This window comes from Bradyrhizobium sp. SZCCHNS3002 (assembly GCF_032377435.1).
In the GTDB taxonomy this organism is placed as follows: domain Bacteria; phylum Pseudomonadota; class Alphaproteobacteria; order Rhizobiales; family Xanthobacteraceae; genus Bradyrhizobium.
In genome coordinates this window covers 850277-866711 of the sequence record NZ_JAUHHY010000001.1, presented here as the reverse complement: position 1 = coordinate 866711, position 16435 = coordinate 850277, and the positions used below count along the sequence as shown (strand labels likewise).

At 65.4% G+C, this 16435-nt stretch carries 15 protein-coding genes; 6 read left to right on the top strand and 9 right to left on the bottom strand.

Annotation, left to right across the window (positions count from 1 at the left end; all coding sequences use genetic code 11):
* Nucleotide 1: 1 nt before the first annotated feature.
* The 4 genes from QW845_RS03960 to QW845_RS03945 form a co-directional block, all read right to left on the bottom strand.
* A complete protein-coding gene (locus QW845_RS03960; RefSeq protein ID WP_315800321.1) occupies nucleotides 2-1507 on the bottom strand; it encodes an MFS transporter in 1506 nt (501 codons plus the stop codon).
* Nucleotides 1508-1579: 72 nt separating this feature from the next.
* Complete coding sequence (locus tag QW845_RS03955; RefSeq protein WP_315800320.1) at nucleotides 1580-3391, bottom strand: amidohydrolase; 1812 nt, start codon at nucleotides 3389-3391, stop codon at nucleotides 1580-1582.
* A 244-nt stretch (nucleotides 3392-3635) separates the two neighbouring features.
* On the bottom strand, nucleotides 3636-4436 hold the full coding sequence (locus QW845_RS03950; RefSeq protein ID WP_315800319.1) for a hypothetical protein: 801 nt from the start codon (nucleotides 4434-4436) through the stop codon (nucleotides 3636-3638).
* 96 nt (nucleotides 4437-4532) lie between these two features.
* A complete protein-coding gene (locus QW845_RS03945) occupies nucleotides 4533-6029 on the bottom strand; it encodes an amidase (protein WP_315800318.1) in 1497 nt (498 codons plus the stop codon).
* 740 nt (nucleotides 6030-6769) lie between these two features.
* Between QW845_RS03945 and QW845_RS03940 the strand changes: the two genes are divergently transcribed.
* Nucleotides 6770-7063, top strand: coding sequence for a GlsB/YeaQ/YmgE family stress response membrane protein (locus tag QW845_RS03940; RefSeq protein WP_315800317.1), 294 nt, complete (start codon nucleotides 6770-6772; stop codon nucleotides 7061-7063).
* Between the two features lie 13 nt (nucleotides 7064-7076).
* Here QW845_RS03940 and QW845_RS03935 read toward each other — a convergent pair whose 3' ends face one another.
* Nucleotides 7077-8063: a helix-turn-helix domain-containing protein gene (locus tag QW845_RS03935; RefSeq protein ID WP_315800316.1), complete on the bottom strand. Its 987-nt coding sequence runs from the start codon at nucleotides 8061-8063 to the stop codon at nucleotides 7077-7079.
* Nucleotides 8064-8167: 104 nt separating this feature from the next.
* On the opposite strand from QW845_RS03935, the gene QW845_RS03930 reads away from it, so the two are divergent.
* On the top strand, nucleotides 8168-8893 hold the full coding sequence (locus QW845_RS03930; protein WP_315800315.1) for an alpha/beta hydrolase: 726 nt from the start codon (nucleotides 8168-8170) through the stop codon (nucleotides 8891-8893).
* Between the two features lie 156 nt (nucleotides 8894-9049).
* A complete protein-coding gene (locus tag QW845_RS03925) occupies nucleotides 9050-9553 on the top strand; it encodes a hypothetical protein (protein ID WP_315800314.1) in 504 nt (167 codons plus the stop codon).
* A gap of 25 nt (nucleotides 9554-9578) precedes the next feature.
* Here the strand turns inward: QW845_RS03925 and QW845_RS03920 are convergent, their stop codons facing one another.
* Together QW845_RS03920 and QW845_RS03915 are read right to left on the bottom strand one after the other, a co-directional pair.
* On the bottom strand, nucleotides 9579-10349 hold the full coding sequence (locus QW845_RS03920; protein WP_315800447.1) for an exodeoxyribonuclease III: 771 nt from the start codon (nucleotides 10347-10349) through the stop codon (nucleotides 9579-9581).
* A gap of 123 nt (nucleotides 10350-10472) precedes the next feature.
* A complete protein-coding gene (locus QW845_RS03915; protein ID WP_315800313.1) occupies nucleotides 10473-11300 on the bottom strand; it encodes a helix-turn-helix transcriptional regulator in 828 nt (275 codons plus the stop codon).
* Nucleotides 11301-11391: 91 nt separating this feature from the next.
* Here QW845_RS03915 and QW845_RS03910 point away from each other — a divergent pair, with 91 nt between their 5' ends.
* The gene (locus tag QW845_RS03910) at nucleotides 11392-12294 is read left to right on the top strand and encodes an SDR family oxidoreductase (protein ID WP_315800312.1); all 903 of its coding nucleotides are present in this window, start codon (nucleotides 11392-11394) and stop codon (nucleotides 12292-12294) included.
* Between the two features lie 62 nt (nucleotides 12295-12356).
* Here the strand turns inward: QW845_RS03910 and QW845_RS03905 are convergent, their stop codons facing one another.
* Nucleotides 12357-12935: a TetR/AcrR family transcriptional regulator gene (locus tag QW845_RS03905; protein WP_315800311.1), complete on the bottom strand. Its 579-nt coding sequence runs from the start codon at nucleotides 12933-12935 to the stop codon at nucleotides 12357-12359.
* A gap of 93 nt (nucleotides 12936-13028) precedes the next feature.
* Here QW845_RS03905 and QW845_RS03900 point away from each other — a divergent pair, with 93 nt between their 5' ends.
* On the top strand, nucleotides 13029-13847 hold the full coding sequence (locus QW845_RS03900) for an SDR family NAD(P)-dependent oxidoreductase (RefSeq protein ID WP_315800310.1): 819 nt from the start codon (nucleotides 13029-13031) through the stop codon (nucleotides 13845-13847).
* Nucleotides 13848-13880: 33 nt separating this feature from the next.
* Nucleotides 13881-15194, top strand: a complete 1314-nt coding sequence (locus QW845_RS03895; RefSeq protein ID WP_315800309.1) for an SCP2 sterol-binding domain-containing protein — start codon at nucleotides 13881-13883, stop codon at nucleotides 15192-15194.
* Nucleotides 15195-15436: 242 nt separating this feature from the next.
* On the opposite strand, the gene QW845_RS03890 is transcribed toward QW845_RS03895, so the two are convergent.
* Nucleotides 15437-16078 carry a DUF4145 domain-containing protein gene (locus QW845_RS03890; protein ID WP_315800308.1) on the bottom strand — a complete coding sequence of 214 codons (642 nt, stop codon included), beginning with the start codon at nucleotides 16076-16078 and terminating at the stop codon, nucleotides 15437-15439.
* Nucleotides 16079-16435: the final 357 nt, after the last annotated feature.

The window sequence follows — 16435 nt, the reverse complement described above, 5'->3', positions numbered from 1 at the left end:
TCTAATGGACACGCTGACGAGCCTCTGTCGATGTCGTCCGTTCTGCCCGGGGCCGGACCAGGAAGGCGGTTCCGAGCAGGACGAGCATCGCCACGGTGACGACCGTCAGGAACGCCTGATCGAAGGCGCGATGGGCGTGCGAGGTGACGATGGCAGCGAGCTCGGTCGGCAGCCGCTCGGCTGCGATCAGCGCCTCGTCGATGCTGTCGCGCGCAGCGGCGGGAATGCCGAGGCCGTCGGGCAGAACCATGAAGGCCGTATAGACCCCGGACAGGATGCTTCCGAAAATGCTGATGCCGATGGTGCCGCCGAGCTCGAACGACACTTCCTCGATCGAGGCGGCCATGCCTTCGCGGCCTTCGGGCGCGTGGTTCATCACGGCGTTGGAGGCGGCCGCGATGGATGCCCCGAGCCCAAGTCCGTTGATCGCGATGCAGATCAATTGCAGCACCAGGCTGGCGTTGTAGCAGAGCAGGTAGCCGGCCACGCCGATGCCGGCGATCGCCAGCGCGCCGGACATCGTGGTGGCGGCTCCCACGCGACGGAGCATGAGGCTCGCGAGCGGCCCGCCGATGAATGCCCCGAGCGGGGCCGGCAGGATGTACAATGCCGCCTGCAGCGGCGAGTAGCCGAGGACGAGCTGCAGGCGCTGGCTGATCGCGAGCTCCGTGCCCGCAATGGCAAGTGAAGCCACAATCGCGGTGATCACGCTGAGCGTGAACTCGACGTTTCGGAACAGGGTGAAGTCGAGCAAAGGATCCTCGAGACGCAATTGACGGCGCACGAACACCGTCAACATGATGACTGTCGCGACGGCCGTGCCGGCAAGGACGACATAGGACGACTGGCGACTGCCGAGCTCCTCGACGACGTAGGCGAAGCCGATCAGTCCGGCCATCACCTGCACTGAACCGAGGAGGTCCCAGTCGCGCTCAGCACGATCTCGCGGCGCAGGAATCAGCAGCAGGCCGGCGGCCAGCGCCAGGACGACGAGCGGCACGTTGATCAGAAAGACCGAGCCCCACCAGAAATATTCCAGCAGGACGCCGCCGACCAAGGGGCCGACCGCCGCCCCGCTGGACGCAACGGCTCCCCAGATCGCGATGGCGAGCGCCCGTTCGTGGTCAACGGAGAAGGTGATGCGAATGATCGACAGCGTCGCCGGCATCATCAGCGCGGCGCCGATCGCGAGCAGGACGCGTCCGCCAACCAGGATCGTGGCGGTCGGCGAATAGGCGGCGACGACCGAAGCCAGTCCGAAGACGATGAGGCCGGCGATGAATGTCCTCTTGTGCCCGACGCGATCGCCGAGCGAGCCGAAGCCGGGAAGCAGGCCGGCGACGACGAGCCCGTAGGCCATGACGATCCACAATTTCTCCGAGGCGGTTGCTCCGAGCTCATGGGTCAGGCTGGGCAGCGCCGTATAGAGCACCGTCATGTCGATGACGACGAGCGCCAGCGCGCCGGAGACGGTCAGGAGGATCAGCCAGCGAATGCGCTTCGACATCGGCGAATCCGCCGGCGGAAGACTCTGGTCAGTCCGCGCATTCGCCATCTCGTGCACCGTCATCATTCCCGTTCAGAGTCCGTCGCGATGTGTGATCCGGCCGTTCATCATCGTCAGCTGAACGTTCAGCTTGCCGATCTCGTGCGGTCCGACATCGAACAGGTTCTTCTCGAGCACGATCAGATCGGCCAGCTTCCCGACCTTGATGGAGCCGATCTTATCCTCCATGCGCATCTGATAGGCTCCGTTGATCGTGTAGCCTCGAATGAGCTCCGGCAGGCTCAGGCGTTCGGTCGCGGGCGGATGGACCAGGCCGTCGGGCTTGCCGGGCTCCTGACGCGTATGGCCGGCCTGCACCGCCTCGAGCGGCTTGACGACGACCTTGGAGCCGGTCGCCAGGGCATCCATTCCGAACGACACCGTGACGCCTTGGTCGATGAACGTCTTGAAGGTGTACATGCGGCTCCAGCGTTCCTCGCCGTAGAGCTCGCGGATGCGACGCTGGCTCGTGTCCGGCACGCCCCACTGGATCTGGGTGTTCGCGATCACGCCGAGCTTTCTGAAGCGCGCAATGTCCGAGGGCGCAGTGAGGAACGCGTGGCAGATGGTATGGCGGCGGTTGCCCGGGCCATGCTCGCCAAACGCGGCGTCGTATGCATCCAGGCTCATGCGGACTGCGGCGTCGCCGACGGTGTGAAGATGCGTGTCGATTCCCTCCGCATGGGCCTGGCGCAGGATTCGGTTCAACACGGGCGCTGGCAGCAACGGTTCGCCGCGCCAATCCGGACTTCCGGCATAGGGATCGAGCAGATAGGCGGTGCGGGTCAGCTCGGTGCCGTCGACGAGCAGCTTGAGCACCTCGGCCTTGACCAGCGGAGTGCGATAGCGCTTCCGGTACGCCCGAATGATCGGCAGCGGATCGACGTTGGGATCATTGTGATAGAGGCAGCCGATCACGCGTTGCAGCAGCTTGCCGCGCCTCTCGAGGTCGACCAGCATGTCGAAACCGTGATGCTGCTCGGTCGGCCAGGCGCTGAAGCCGGCATCGAAGAAGGTAGTGATGCCGGCGGCCGCCAGCTTGGGCTGCCATTCCTCGATGGCGGCGGCGGTCGACTTGAGGCCGAACGGTTCGATGCCGTGCTTTTCGAGCGTCTTCAGCACCGCGAACAGCGCGGGCACTTCCAAAATGAAGCCGGTCGGCGCGCCATTGGGATCCTTTTCGTACCAGGAGGAGCCGGGTACGACGTCGCGTGGGGTGGCCTTCGTGATGCCGGCCATCTCCAGCAGCTTGGAATTGACCCAGTAGCTGTGCAGATCGCAACTGACGAGCAGGACCGGCCGGTCAGGGAAGATCGCGTCCAGCGGTTCCTTGCGCGGACCCGAGGCCGGAAACGCGCCCGCGATCCATCCGAAGCCGAGAATGAACTTCTCGTCGGAATGCGTCTTGGCGTAATCACGCAGAATCTCGTAGATGCGCTCGGGATCTTCCTCGTTGACCCAGGCGCCGCGGGCAAATGCCAGCGTGCAAAGATGCCAATGCGCTTCGACGAAGCCCGGCATCAGCATACGGCCCTTGAGGTCGATGACCTCGGCCCCGCGTCTGCCAAACTTCATCGCTCCGGCATCGTCGCCGACATAGACGATCTTGTCTCCCTTGACGGCGACGGCCGCCGCCCAGGGCTGCGAGTCTTCCACCGTGTAGACGCGCCCGCCGCGAAACACGGTCGTGCGGTCGGAGGCGGCCCAGGCCGGGATCGACCCAGCGGCCGCGAATGCTGCGGCGGCAGCCGTGGTTGCAACCATCCGGCGACGGGTCAGTCCGCCGCCCTCCGGCTTCGACGCCGCAAACAGCGAACCGATGGCTGAGCCGCATGCAATGCACATCGTCCTGCTCCGAAAAGCCTGCGCTCCGCGTGAGCTGCATCATCTTCCAATCGAACGTTAAACTACGTCTCTCCGCGCCTTCCAGGATTGACCGCGATCAAGTCGGACTCAAGCGAGGGCGAGCGTGCGTACGCAAGCCGAAGTTCTGTTTGCTGATGGCGAAAATTCAAATCGAATGCCTTCAGACCGGATCGCAGACCGGATCACTACTCACGGCCACAGCGGCCGTTCGATCCGAGCAGAATCATTTTGGAAACAGGATAGCCAGACTCGCCCGAAACTGCCAATGCGATGCCTGGTCCGGCTTCAGCAGGTTGTAGTAGACGCCCACCTCGGCATTGATCGGCTGCTTGTCGACCATGAAGAGCTTGCCCACGCCGACGCCGATCGGGACGACCCAGCGATCATTGCCCTTCGCGAGCCAGTTCGCCGTGATGATGGGACTCGAGCTGATGTAGGACCCGTCGGAGAAGTTGTAGGTCACGAAGTACTGCAGCATCATCTGGTTCACCGGCGAGCGGTCGCTCGGACCGGCAAACGACCAGATGTTGTTGGCGAGTACCCCAAGCACCCACGGACCCGGCATGGTCAGCGCGACGAGTGTCGGACCTGCGCTCCATTTTCCCGAACCGAGGGCGGGATCGGTCGCCGACGGATAGGAAAAGGTCGGGCCGACACCCCAGATGAGGGCGCCCGAATGCGACGGGGTGAGCGCGAAGATCTGGTTGATGTCGCCGACCCCGCCGATCCGGCCCTGCTCAGGGGAGAAGCGCACCTGGGCGATGCCGGGAATGGTCGTGCGCGTCACCAGATTCCAGTCGGCATTGAGCTCGAACGGGATGACCGGCTCGATCTTGAAGACGTCGGCCGTCTGCCGGTACGGGCCCGTATTCGGCATCGCGATGTTCTCGAGGCCGACGCTGATCGTGTCCGCGATCGGGTTCTGCGCCGCCTTGGCCAGATCTTCGAGCGACGGCGCCCTGGCCTGCTGTGCCAGGGCGCCGGAGTCATGGCAGAGCGCCGCGATCAGGAGCGACAGAACCACACGTCGAAAAGCTCTCGGAATCCTTGTCGACCTCGCTGTCGAAGCGCTGCTCTGGCAGCCATTGTCTCGCGTCCGCACCGTATGGCCCCGCTTGCATCAGGTGAAGGTCGGGAAACGCTCGCCCGCGAACAGGGAGCGCCGAAGACGGGACCAGTTGGACGCGAACTGGAACGTGTCGAGATCGGTGTAGGTCTGGCCGATCACCTGCATGCCCGCGGGCATGCGGTCCTCGACCAAGCCGAGCGGGACCTCGACGACGGGATAGCGGTTGAGCAGGTTCCAGTGCCACGTCAGCGCCAGGTTCAGGCCGGTGCCCACCCACGGGTCCACCTTGTTGTCCTTGCTCTTGAACATGTCGGCCCCGACAAGAGGCGTTGCCATGGTCGGCATGAGCAGAATGCGGTAGCCCTTCCCGAACACGCGCTGCTGGACCTGGCGGTGCAGCCGCTGCAGCAGCTCCTCGGCGTCTTCGGCCTGGCGCGGTCCGACCGGGCCGACCTGGTCGAGCATTTCGGTCATGTAGGGCGAGAGCTGATCGCGATGCGCATTCGAGATCTCGATCGCGGTGCCGATGGACGTCGACATCAGCCCACGGATGAAGACCATCTTGTGGGCTTTCGTGAAGCCGCCATCGACCTCGTCCACCGTGCAACCCGCGGCGCGCAGCGCCGCGATGCCTCCCAGCATCGCAGCCTTCACGGAGGGTATGACCTCCGCAATGCCGGCGCCCCAATCCACGGCGATGCGCCACCCGGAAAGGCGCGGATAACGGGTGGGATAGTCGAGGCGAGGGCGCATCGCGGCCATCATCCGCTCGGACGGACCGACGATCGCGTTCTGGAGGCGGACGAGGTCGTCGAAGCGCCGCGCCATCGGGCCTGAGGTCGCGAACGGGATTTCCCCGCCGGCCACGCGTCCGAACGGCGGCCTGAAGCCATAGAGACCACATTGTGAGGCGGGAATTCGGATCGAGCCGCCCATGTCCGAGCCCATGGCGAGCGTCGCGAAGCCTGCGGCCAGCGCCGCGCCCGATCCCGCCGACGACCCGCCCGGAGAATATTCGAGATTCCATGGGTTGCGTGTCGTGCCCCAGGCGCGGGTGGACGCGCCGAGGAAGAGGTAGAATTCCGGCACGGTGGTCTGGAACGGCATCACGGCGCCGGCCGCCTCGAGCAAGTCGGTGATGGCCGAGTTTTCCGTTGCCGGCGGCGAGTCCTTGTAGATGAGCGAGCCTTGTGTGGTCCGCCAGCCCGGTCTGGAGAATTCGTCCTTGATGGCCACCGTGATCCCTTCGAGCGGCCTCGGGTTGCCGCGCCGATAACGGTCTTCGGACTGCTTGGCCTCCTTCATCGCCTGGTCGAAGTGCTCGTAGGTGATGCAATTGACCTTCGTGTTGTAGGCTTCGATCCGCTTGATCTGCGCCTTCAGGAGATCGACCGGCGACGCCTTGCGGGCCCGGAACATGGCGGTGAGATCGGCGACCGATGCGTAGCAGAGCGGATCGGCGGACTCGGCCCGCGCGGCCGGCAAACCGAGTTCGGACGCGACCAACGCCGCTCCCGCGCCTTTGATGAGCATTCGTCTGTCGATCATATACGCCTCCGTATTTCCGGGAATCGGTCCGAGTATTTCGATCTGATCGTGAGGTGACGATCCGAGAAAGACGCAGGATTCAGCTTCGCTGTTCGTGGCTACTGGCCGTTCATGACGGTCATCAGCACCTCAATGTTGGGCCGGCATCGGCCGCGGCGAACGCCGCGCCTGTCTGGAGGAGCGGGAGTCGTGACAGTCCGGCCCCGTTGGCGGAGTCTCAAGCTGGAGCAGACCGCGAAATCTCGCCCCGTTGCATGCGACGCGCATGAATTCACCTCTGCTCGCTCTGCGGGAAACACACTATTCCCGATTCCGCAGTTCGTATGAACTCGGGGGAACTACGTAGTCGATTGCGTGCGAAGCGTTCGCATGAGCTGCTCGCGTTCGAGACGAATAGGTTAGAATGATTGTCAATTCGGAATAACTCCGCGACTTCGAAGCGGAATAGCCATTTCGAAGCAAGCAGGCCGCATCACATTGTGAGGGACGCCGGCCGGCGCATCGTCCAGATTGCGATTAGGTCGCGAACTCATCCGACCGGCAGAGTTCAGCTCCTGGCAACGAAGTCGATGTAACCTGCAGTTGCGCGATTCGCGCGGCTCTGCGAGCGCGGCCCCTGATCTGGCTGCATCCGAGTAGCACCCGGCGGTCCCGCTTCGCTCGGCAACGTGCTCTCATGATCTTGCTGCTGGCCGTGATGCTCCAACCGAAGTGCAACGGCAGACCGATGGAGTGAAAGAATGTTCACACTGGTACATGCAGGGACTTGGCTCGTCGTCGGCTTGATTGGTGGCGGCCTTGCCGGAATCCTGGTGAAGCGCCGCCGGGCAGGTTTCGGGCTCCTCACCAACATCGGATTGGGGTGCGTCGGCGCCCTCATCGGCGGTGTCCTGTTCAACATGTTCGGGTTGTTTCCAGGCATGGGCAGCATCGTCATTTCGCTGCGCGATGTCGTCGCGGCGTTCGTCGGCTCGCTCGTCCTGCTGGCGGCAATCTGGCTGTGGGGCGTAGCCCGCGAACCGAGTCCGCGCTGAGCCGGCGGGGCTGTCAGCCCGAGTGACGCGCGGTCTCCGCGCGCCAGTCGCGCGGGCGCATGCCGAAACGCTGCTTGAAGCGGCGCGTGAAGTGCGACAGATCCGAAAAGCCCCAGTCGAAGGCGATGCGGCCGATGTCGCGGCCGCATCGGGCGGGATCGCGCAGATCGCGCGCCGCGCCATCGAGCCGGCGCTCCATCACCAGTTCGGAGAAGCTGGTGCCGGCGCGGGCCAGCAGCTTGTGCACATAGCGCTCGCTGATCCCGACGACAGATGCGATGGTCGCCACCGTCAGGCCGGGCTCGCGCACCCGCTCGTGAATGGCGCGGCGCAGCGCCAAGGTCGTTGCATCGGCAAACGCGGTGGTCGCATGCGTCTCGCGGCGGCCGCGGCGGGCCAGGCTCAGCGCCACCAGATCGAGCAGCACGCCGAACAGCGCCGACGCATCGTCCGGCGCGAGCCGCAGCGCATTGGCGTTGAGGGAGCGCGCCGTCTCCACGATCAGTGCGCCGACGCACGGGTCGTCGGACAGCCGCGTCGGCGCGATGTCCGGCACCGCCGGCAGGCGGCTGAACAGCGCATCGGCGGGGACACGGAATGAGATCACGCCGAGCGACGGCCCGCGATCGTGCTGCAGCACGAAGGTGCGGTCGCTGTCGAAGATGCCGACCTGTCCGGCGGACAGGCTGACATCGCATTCGTCTTGCAGGATGGTGCAGCGGCCGGCGAGCTTGAGGTTGAGATAGAAGCAGCGCTGGGTGGAAGCGGCGATGTCCGCGCGCGAGCGGCGGACGATGTGCTCGGGAAAGCTGACACGGTTGATGGCGCCGCTCCCGACGCTGATGCTCTGCACTTCCGCGGCGAAGCCGATGCCGCGCGCCGGCTCCGGCGTCAGGTTCATGAAGGCCTGGCAGATCGCCTCGCGATAATACGAGAACTGCTCCTCCGGCCGCACCGCTGCCGTATTCCAGCTCCGCTGCCGTTCCGGCTCGGCGCCCATCGGTTCACTCCGAGACCAATCGGGTTCAGTTGCAGCCAAGCGCCGCGGGCGCGGTCCGGCCCATAGTCCTTGCACCGCCTTCCATCGTGCAAAGGAACGTGATCATGTCAACCTACGTCCTGGTCCATGGCGCCTGGCATACCGGCGCCGAGCTCGAACCGGTCGCAGTGCCTATTCGCGCCGCCGGCCACACGGTGCATCTGCCGACCATCCGCGGCAACCGCCCCGGCGACGCCAAGACCACCGGACTCGACGAGGCGATCGCCTCGATCTGCGACTACTTCACCGAGCACGACATCACCGACGCCGTGCTGATGGGGCACTCCTATGGCGGCATGGTCATCACCGGCGTCGCCGACCGCATCGCTCAGCGCATCCGGCGCCTGGTCTACTGGAACGCGTTCGTGCCCAACGACGGCGAGTGCCTCAACGACATGGTGCCACCGCACTATGTTGCGCTGTTCGACGCCGTCGCCGCGGAGCGCGGCGACGGCTCGGTGGTGCTGCCGTTCCCGGTCTGGCGCGAGGCCTTCATCAACGACGCCGATCTCGCCACCGCGACGCGCACCTATGAGATGCTCAATCCGCATCCCAACAAGACCTTCACCGACAAGATCACGCTGCGCACCAATCCCGCCGAGATGGCCATCGCGAAATCCTACATCAACTGCACCGAGGACACGGCGCTGCCGCACAGCCTGCCATGGCATCCGCGCCTGTCCGGCAAGCTCGGCCTGTTCCGGTTGGTCCAGGTGCCCGGCAGCCATGAGCTGTGCTTCTCCGATCCCGGCCGGCTCGCGCAAGCGATCATGGATGCGGGCCGGGACTGACGGTCCGCCGTCACGCTCTCGGTGTGACGCCACGCGGTGATGATTCCAGGTTGTGATCGGCGTCACATTCGCCGGGAGCGCGATCGGCCAGACTGATCTCCGATGATTGCAGCTCGGCGGGGCATCCATCCTCGCCGCACCATCGGAGAACGCGTCATGGCCCAGCTCCACCTGACGTCCCCTCGGGGTCTTGCATCCAAGACATCAGCCGCGAAAGCGCCCGCGCGGCCGGCCGCGACCAGGGCCGGCTGGCTCGCGATGGCCGCCGGCGTGATCACGACCGTGTTCGCCGCGATCGGCGCGGTGAACAGCGTCATTCCCGCGGCGTCGAACGTCGGCGCGGCCGTGCTCGACGCGCTGAACGTGCCGGCCTGCCTGTCCTATGCCGATCGCTATGACGGCACGCAGAGCAGCTTCCGCAAGGAAGGCCAGCTGTGGCGCGAATATCCGCGCGGCTCGGAGACCTTCAGCTACGAGTTCAGGGAGATCCGGCGCACGCGCCAGGAGATCATGCTGTGGAACGTGACGCCGCGCCCGAACGTGCCCGACGCCGCGAGCCTCGTCGTACACCTGCCGGTGTGCGGCGGCATGGCGGTGCTGACCGAGGGCCTGCCGGAGCGGGCGACCAACCTGCAGCAGACCTGGCCGGACCGCGGCTGAAGCTCCGACGCGCGCGACCTTCGGACTATGTCAGCACGATCCACGCCGGCGCGTGATCGCTCGCGCCGTCCTCGCCGCGAATGGCGCGGTCGATGCCGGCCTTGGCAAGGCGCGGCGCGAGTTGCGGGCTCAGCAGCAGATGATCGAGCCGCAGGCCGGCATCGCGCGGCCAGCGGTTGCGCTTGTAGTCCCAGAACGTGAACATCGGCGCCTTCGGATGCAGCGTGCGGATCGCGTCGCACCAGCCTTGATCGACCAGCGCGTGAAAGGCGGCGCGGCTCTTCGGCTGGATCAGCGCGTCCTTGTCCCAGGATTTTGTCGGGTAGATGTCGAGCGTATCAGGCGCCACATTGTAGTCGCCGGCGAGCACGACCGGCAGGTCGTCCTTGATGAACTTGGCCGCGTGCCTGTGCAGCCGCTTGAACCAGGCGAGCTTGTGGTCGAATTTCGGCCCCGGCTGCGGATTGCCGTTCGGCAGATACAGACAGCCGACGACGATGCCACGCACCGCGGCCTCGATGTAGCGCGCCTCGTGATCCCCGGGATCGCCGGGCAGGGCGGTGCGCGTCAGCACCGGCTCGGCCTTGCGCGCGAGGATCGCGACGCCGTTCCAGGTCTTCTGCCCCTGCCACACCGCGCCGTAGCCGGCCTTGGCGATCGCATCGACGGGGAAATCGGCCTGGGGGCATTTCAGCTCCTGCAGGCAGACGATGTCGGGTTTGGCCGCGCGCAGCCAGCGCAGCAGATTCGGGAGCCGCCGCCGGACATTGTTGATGTTGAAGGTCGCGATCTTCATGATGCCCGTTGCCGCGGGGATGGTCCGGATGACCAAGCTCGCAATCGGCTTTTGGTTCACGCTGCAGCGTCGATGCAGCCAGGACTGCCTACGAAAGCCCGGCCTATCGGGCAATCCGCGCACCTATTTCGGTCGCGACATCACCAGCGCGCGGATCTTGTCCGCATCCTTCGGCGTCGCTGGATTGTAGATCACCATGGTGAGGTCGGGCCGGCCATCGACGGCGAAGCCCGAGAATTCCAGCGAGAGCGGCCCGGCGAGGGGATGGTGCAGGACCTTCACGCCATCGCCATGGCGCCCTTGCACATCGTTGTCGCGCCACATCGCCGCGAAGTCCGGACTCGTCGCGCAGAGCTCATCGACCAGCGATTGGACATTGCGGGCCGCGCCGGCGCGCGCCACGTCGGCGCGGAAGGAGGCGACCACATAGCGCGCCACAGCCTGCCAGTTGGGCTGTGCGGCGCGGACGCGGCTGTCGTGGAACATCATGCGCAGAACATTGCGCTGGCCCTCGGGCAGGGTGCCGTAGTCGGTAAGAACGACCGTGGCGGCTGTGTTCCAGGCGACGACGTCCCATGTCGCCGTGCGAACGAAGGCGGGGCTGTAGTCCAGCGTGTCGAGCACACGCTGCAGGCGGGGTGAGACGCCGTCGATGGCGTGATAGCGGGCTTCGGGCGGCCGGCCGAGACCGAGCAGGAACAGATGCTCGCGCTCGGCGTCGGTCAGCATCATGGCGCGCGCGATGCGGTCCAGCACGTCGGCGGAGGGCGCGCCGCCGCGCCCTTGCTCCAGCCAGGTGTACCAGGTGGCGCTCACATTGGCGCGCTGCGCCACCTCTTCGCGCCGTAGCCCCGGCGTTCGCCGCCGCTGCAGCGGCAGGCCGAACGCGGTCGGATCGAGCTTGGCGCGGCGATCCCGGAGATAAGTCCCGAGCGAGTTGCTGTCCGTCATCCTGTTAGCGATTATACCCGTATAATGTCACGACTTTACCCGCATGAGCAGCGTAGCAATATCCCGGCGATCTGAACAGGGAGTGTGTCTCATGCGTGTCTTCGTCACCGGCGCCGCCGGCTTCATCGGCTCCGAAACCACCAAAGAACTGATCGCCGCCGGACATCAGGTCATCGGTCTCGCGCGCTCCGAAGAGAACGTCCGCACGCTCGAGCAACTGGGCGCGCAGGTTCATCGTGGCTCGCTGCAGGACCTCGACAGCCTCAAGCGCGGCGCGAAGGACGCCGACGGCGTGATCCATCTGGCCTTCATCCATGACTTCGCGAAGTTCGCGGAGAACGGAGCGATCGACAAGGCCGCCATCGAAGCCATGGGTGAGGTGCTGGTGGGCACGAACAAGCCGTTCATTGTCACCTCCGGAACGGGGCTCGTGGCGGCCAATGTGGTGGTCACCGAAGACATGCGGCGCGAGTCGTCAGCGCATGTCCCGCGCGTGTCCGAGCAGACGGGTCTCGCCTATGCGTCGCGTGGCGTGCGCGCGATGGTGATCCGCCTGCCGCAGGTGCACGGCGCACCAGGAAAAGCCGGGCTGATTTCCTATCTGGTCGAGCTCGCACGGCAGAAGGGCCGCGCCGCCTATGTCGGCGCGGGCGCCGAGCGCTGGGCCGCGGCGCATCGATCGGATGTCGTCCGCCTCTACCGGCTCGCCCTGGAGAAAGGTACGGCCGACGCGATCTACCACGCCGTCGGCGAGGAGGGCGTCCCCATGCGCGAGGTCATCGAGGCGGTCGGCCGCGCGCTGAACGTGCCGGTCGTCTCGATCAGAAAGGAGGAGGCTGGTGACTACTACGGGCCGCTGGCGATGTTCGCGGGCCTGGACATGCCGGCCTCCAGCACCCTGACACAGCAGCGCCTGGGCTGGACGCCCGAGGGCATCGGCCTGATCGCCGACATCGGCCAGCCGGACTACTTCAAGCCGAGCTCTCGGAGTTGAAGGATTGCCTGGAGCGGATCGTCTCAAATTTCATGCTTGTCACCGGAGTTGCGCAGTCGAGTTCAATCCGTTGCAAGCGCCGCCGTCGCGGCCGCGATGACTTCGTCCTGTAGCGGCGAGGCGCCGAGCGCGCGGGCCATGACGACAGTACCGATCAGCATCGTCAGTGTGCGGATCGCTTCCGCGCGCGCGTCATGCTCTGCAACGCCGCGCGCAATCAGGCCGGCTGCAACGCGCGTGATCAACTGCTCGGCGCCGACGGTGAATTCCGTGCCGAGCACGTCCGGCATCCGCCCGGCGTCGGCACCGAAGCCCGCCGCGGGACAGCCCATCCCGGGATGGGCGATGTGCTCGCGCGACAGGTAGCGCGCCACGTAGGCGGCGAGCGCCGCTTCGGCGCCGCCTGTGTCCATGTCGCGGTCGATGCCGCCGGCCATCGCGGCGAAGGCGTGCCGCGTGGCGGCAGCGAGCATGTCGTTCTTCGACGCGAAGTGCCGGTAGAAGCCGCCCTGCGTCATGCCGGCGGCGGCCATCACGTCAGCGATGCTGGCCCCCGCGACTCCGCGCTCGCGCAGCAGGCGCGCCGCCGTATCGACGATTTTCGCTTTGCTCTCAGCGGTTTGTTCCCTGGTCTTGCGCATGTGATCGAACCTGTCTCGTGTCGCTTGACAATTTAGCGGTCGTTCGACATCTTTGCAATTAGAGTTCGATCGAAATCTAAATAGGAGCTGACCATGACCAGCCCATCCCTGCGTCCGCTGACCGAGGCCGAGCGCCTCCGCCGGGCCTATGGCACCTATGCGGTCGTGACCGGCGCCTCCGATGGGATCGGCCGCGCGGTGGCTATGCGGCTGGCGGAGGCCGGCTTCGGCCTCGTACTGGTCGCGCGGCGCCGCGCCGTGCTGGAGGCGCTCGCCGCTGAGCTCGAACCGCGCACGCCCATCCGCCCGGTCGTGATCACAGCCGATCTCTCGGTGCCGGACGATGTCGACCGGATCGCGCAAGAGACCGCTGATATCGATGTCGGCCTGCTGGTCGCGGCCGCCGGCTTCGGCACTTCGGGGCCGTTCGTCGACGGCGATCTCGCAGCCGAGCTGAACATGATCGACGTCAATTGCCGCGCGCTGGCGCAGCTCACGCATCTGTTCGGGCGCCGCTTCGCCGCGCGCCGGCGCGGCGGCATCGTGCTGATGAGCTCGCTCGTCGCCTTCCAGGGCGTGGCGCGCGTCGCCAACTACGCGGCGACCAAGGCCTTCGTGCAGAGTCTCGCCGAAGGTCTCGCGCCGGAGCTCAAGCCGTTCGGCGTCGACGTGCTGGCCTCGGCGCCGGGGCCGGTGATGAGCGGCTTCGGGCAGCGCGCCCACATGACAATCCGCAGCGGCCAGACACCGGACGAGGTCGCCGTCGGCACGCTCAACATGCTCGGACGGCGCACCACGGTGCGGCCCGGCTTCCTCGCCAAGGCCCTGGAGGCGAGCCTGATGCTGCTGCCGCGCTCGGCCCGTGCCGCGATGCTGGCACGCGTGATGGCCGGCATGACGCAGGCGGCGTGAGCCGATCCCTCCCGAAGCCCGGAGTGCGCTGCCATGATGACCGACACGCCGTCCCCCGTCGCCGTCCCATCGCCTCCGCCGTCGCGGCTTTCGGCATCGGAACTGCTCGATCTTGCGCGCACCTGCGGCGCCGATGATTGCGGCCTTGCCTCGATCGACGATCCCGGCCTTGCCGAGGATCGGCCGCATATTCTCGCAGCCTTTCCCAAGACGCGCACGCTCTTGGTGCTGGTCGGACGGATGCATCGCGAGCCGGTCCGCTCGCCGGCGCGCTCGGTCGCCAATCTCGAATTTCACCGGTCGGGCGACCACATCGACGAGGTCGCGCGCGGCATCGTCCGCGTGCTGGAGGACCGCGGCATCCGCGCGCTCAATCCGGCGATGGCGTTTCCGATGGAGATGGACCGTTTTCCGGAGCGCGGCTGGATCGTGTCGCACAAGCGCGCCGCCGAGGCCGCCGGGCTCGGCCGCATGGGTATCCATCGCAGCGTCATCCATCCGCGCTTCGGCAGCTTCATCCTGCTCGGCACGGTGTTGATCGCTGCCGAGGTCGATGCGGTCGCTGCTCCGCTCGACCACAATCCATGCCTCGAATGCAAGCTGTGCGTCGCCGCCTGTCCGGTCGGGGCGATCAAGCCCGACGGAGCCTTCGACTTCTCCGCCTGCCTCACCCACAATTATCAGCAATTCATGGGCGGCTTCGTCAACTTCGTCGAGGACATCGCCGAGTCGCGCTCGGCCAGCGATCTCCGCAGCCGCGTGAGCTACGCCGAGACGGTGACGCGCTGGCAGAGCCTGTCCTACGGGCCGAACTACAACGCCGCCTATTGCCTCGCCGTCTGCCCCGCCGGCCACGACGTCATCGGTCCCTATCTCGCCGATCGCAAGCAGCACGTGACGGACGTGCTCGAGCCGCTGACGCGCAGGACCGAGCCGGTCTATGTCGTGCCCGGCAGCGACGCCGCCGACTACGTCGCGCGGCGCTTTCAGCACAAAAAGGTCCGCTTCGTCCGGTCGGGCGCGCGGGCAACCTCGATCCGCGGCTTCCTCCAGGGCATGCCGCTGACCTTTCAGCCCGGCAAGTCCAAAGGCCTGGAAGCGACCTATCACTTCACCTTCACCGGCCAGGAGGCGGCGCAGGCCACCGTCACCATCCGCGACCGCCGACTGACGGTGCAGCCGGGCCATGTCGGCCGGGCCGACCTCAGCATCACCGCCGACGGCAAGGCGTGGCTGCGCTTCCTCGCCAAGGAGATCTCGGTGGCGCGACTGATCCTGACGCGCGCGCTGAAGCTGAAGGGGCCGGTGCGGCTGATGGCGGCGTTCGGGAAATGCTTCCCGTCGTAGCCGGCCCCATCCTCATGGCGAGGAGTACCGCCCTTGCGGTGCGTCTCGAACCATGAGGTCTCATTCGACGACAGCACAAGGCGAGTTGTGTGCAGCGTCACCGAATTGCTGTGTGATGACAGGAGAACTCGATGGTTGTCCGCATCGATGCGTTTAGTACCTATTGCTATTTGTGGGTCGCTCCGGGCCCGTATGAGCGGGATGTGAAGGGCTCTTGTATATCTCAGTGCAATCCTAGCGGTCTAGGGAGCCGGTTTCTTCCGCTTCGGCACTCCATCGGCAAGTTTTTGAGCTTCGTCCCAATGGGCAAACATAGGCGCTAAGACACCCTCGATGATCTCAAGCGATAGGATCAAATCCTTCTCCGTTGGCATATGACCTCGATGCATCGCCGCATGCCCGACCTCCAGCGCGGCGTTCAGCGCGTCGCGCTGTACCAAGGAAATAAAGCCCTGCTGTTGGAGCGCACTGAGCTTCTGAGGGAATGATGGCAGATCGCCTACAGTCATTACCATGAGCTGTTCTATCACTGCCCGTATGCCCATGGCAGCGAGTCGGTGCTGCTCATTGGCTATCGCACAGTAGACCTCGCTCAAGAGTGCGGCCAGCGCTGCTCGCTCGGTATTTCCAAACAGAATGAGGTCCAGCACCCAGGACGGTCGCTGCCGTGTGATTGGCGCTGGATAGAATTCGATGTCAGTCCCACTTCCGTCTTTCCAGATGCGCTTGTAGCCCAACGATACCCGACCACAACCGCCGCATTGGAGCATCGCATACTGCTCGATCGTCTCTTGTTCGTGCAGCGAGGTCTCAAAAAGAACCTCATGCCTTCTTTCGCCTAAGCAATTCGAGCATGGCGCCGGAACGAATCCTTTGTCGGTCATAGCTCTTATACTCTTCAGTAGCAGGATGCTCTTGGGTTCGGGTCCTTTGTGGGAAACATAGCCAGTCCGCATTTCAGTATCCGCCAGACTCTAGGCTTGTAGGCTGAGAGAGACAAATGCTGGAAATTGAATTTAGTGGTTTGGGAATCGGAAAACCCGATGAACGGATCTGCCCCACTGCCGGAAAAATGCCCCAAAACACGCGTGCCAAAACACGAATTTCTCCAGCAGTCCCAACACGACTCACCCTGTCCAGTCCTTCCGCGAAAAATATTGTACTTCCGTTTATCAGAAAATTGTGGTTCACTCCCTCCGTCCCGCCTCGACACGAGGGGCGTATCGCGATCGTCATGACAC

Bases quoted from the DNA above. Each gene is read 5' to 3' on its own strand.
- QW845_RS03960 (WP_315800321.1), bottom strand. From the start codon at position 1,507: ATGTCGAAGCGCATTCGCTGGCTGATCCTCCTGACCGTCTCCGGCGCG.
- QW845_RS03955 (WP_315800320.1), bottom strand. From the start codon at position 3,391: ATGTGCATTGCATGCGGCTCAGCCATCGGTTCGCTGTTTGCGGCGTCG.
- QW845_RS03945 (WP_315800318.1), bottom strand. From the start codon at position 6,029: ATGATCGACAGACGAATGCTCATCAAAGGCGCGGGAGCGGCGTTGGTC.
- QW845_RS03940 (WP_315800317.1), top strand. From the start codon at position 6,770: ATGTTCACACTGGTACATGCAGGGACTTGGCTCGTCGTCGGCTTGATT.
- QW845_RS03935 (WP_315800316.1), bottom strand. From the start codon at position 8,063: ATGGGCGCCGAGCCGGAACGGCAGCGGAGCTGGAATACGGCAGCGGTG.
- QW845_RS03930 (WP_315800315.1), top strand. From the start codon at position 8,168: ATGTCAACCTACGTCCTGGTCCATGGCGCCTGGCATACCGGCGCCGAG.
- QW845_RS03925 (WP_315800314.1), top strand. From the start codon at position 9,050: ATGGCCCAGCTCCACCTGACGTCCCCTCGGGGTCTTGCATCCAAGACA.
- QW845_RS03920 (WP_315800447.1), bottom strand. From the start codon at position 10,349: ATGAAGATCGCGACCTTCAACATCAACAATGTCCGGCGGCGGCTCCCG.
- QW845_RS03915 (WP_315800313.1), bottom strand. From the start codon at position 11,300: ATGACGGACAGCAACTCGCTCGGGACTTATCTCCGGGATCGCCGCGCC.
- QW845_RS03910 (WP_315800312.1), top strand. From the start codon at position 11,392: ATGCGTGTCTTCGTCACCGGCGCCGCCGGCTTCATCGGCTCCGAAACC.
- QW845_RS03905 (WP_315800311.1), bottom strand. From the start codon at position 12,935: ATGCGCAAGACCAGGGAACAAACCGCTGAGAGCAAAGCGAAAATCGTC.
- QW845_RS03900 (WP_315800310.1), top strand. From the start codon at position 13,029: ATGACCAGCCCATCCCTGCGTCCGCTGACCGAGGCCGAGCGCCTCCGC.
- QW845_RS03895 (WP_315800309.1), top strand. From the start codon at position 13,881: ATGATGACCGACACGCCGTCCCCCGTCGCCGTCCCATCGCCTCCGCCG.
- QW845_RS03890 (WP_315800308.1), bottom strand. From the start codon at position 16,078: ATGACCGACAAAGGATTCGTTCCGGCGCCATGCTCGAATTGCTTAGGC.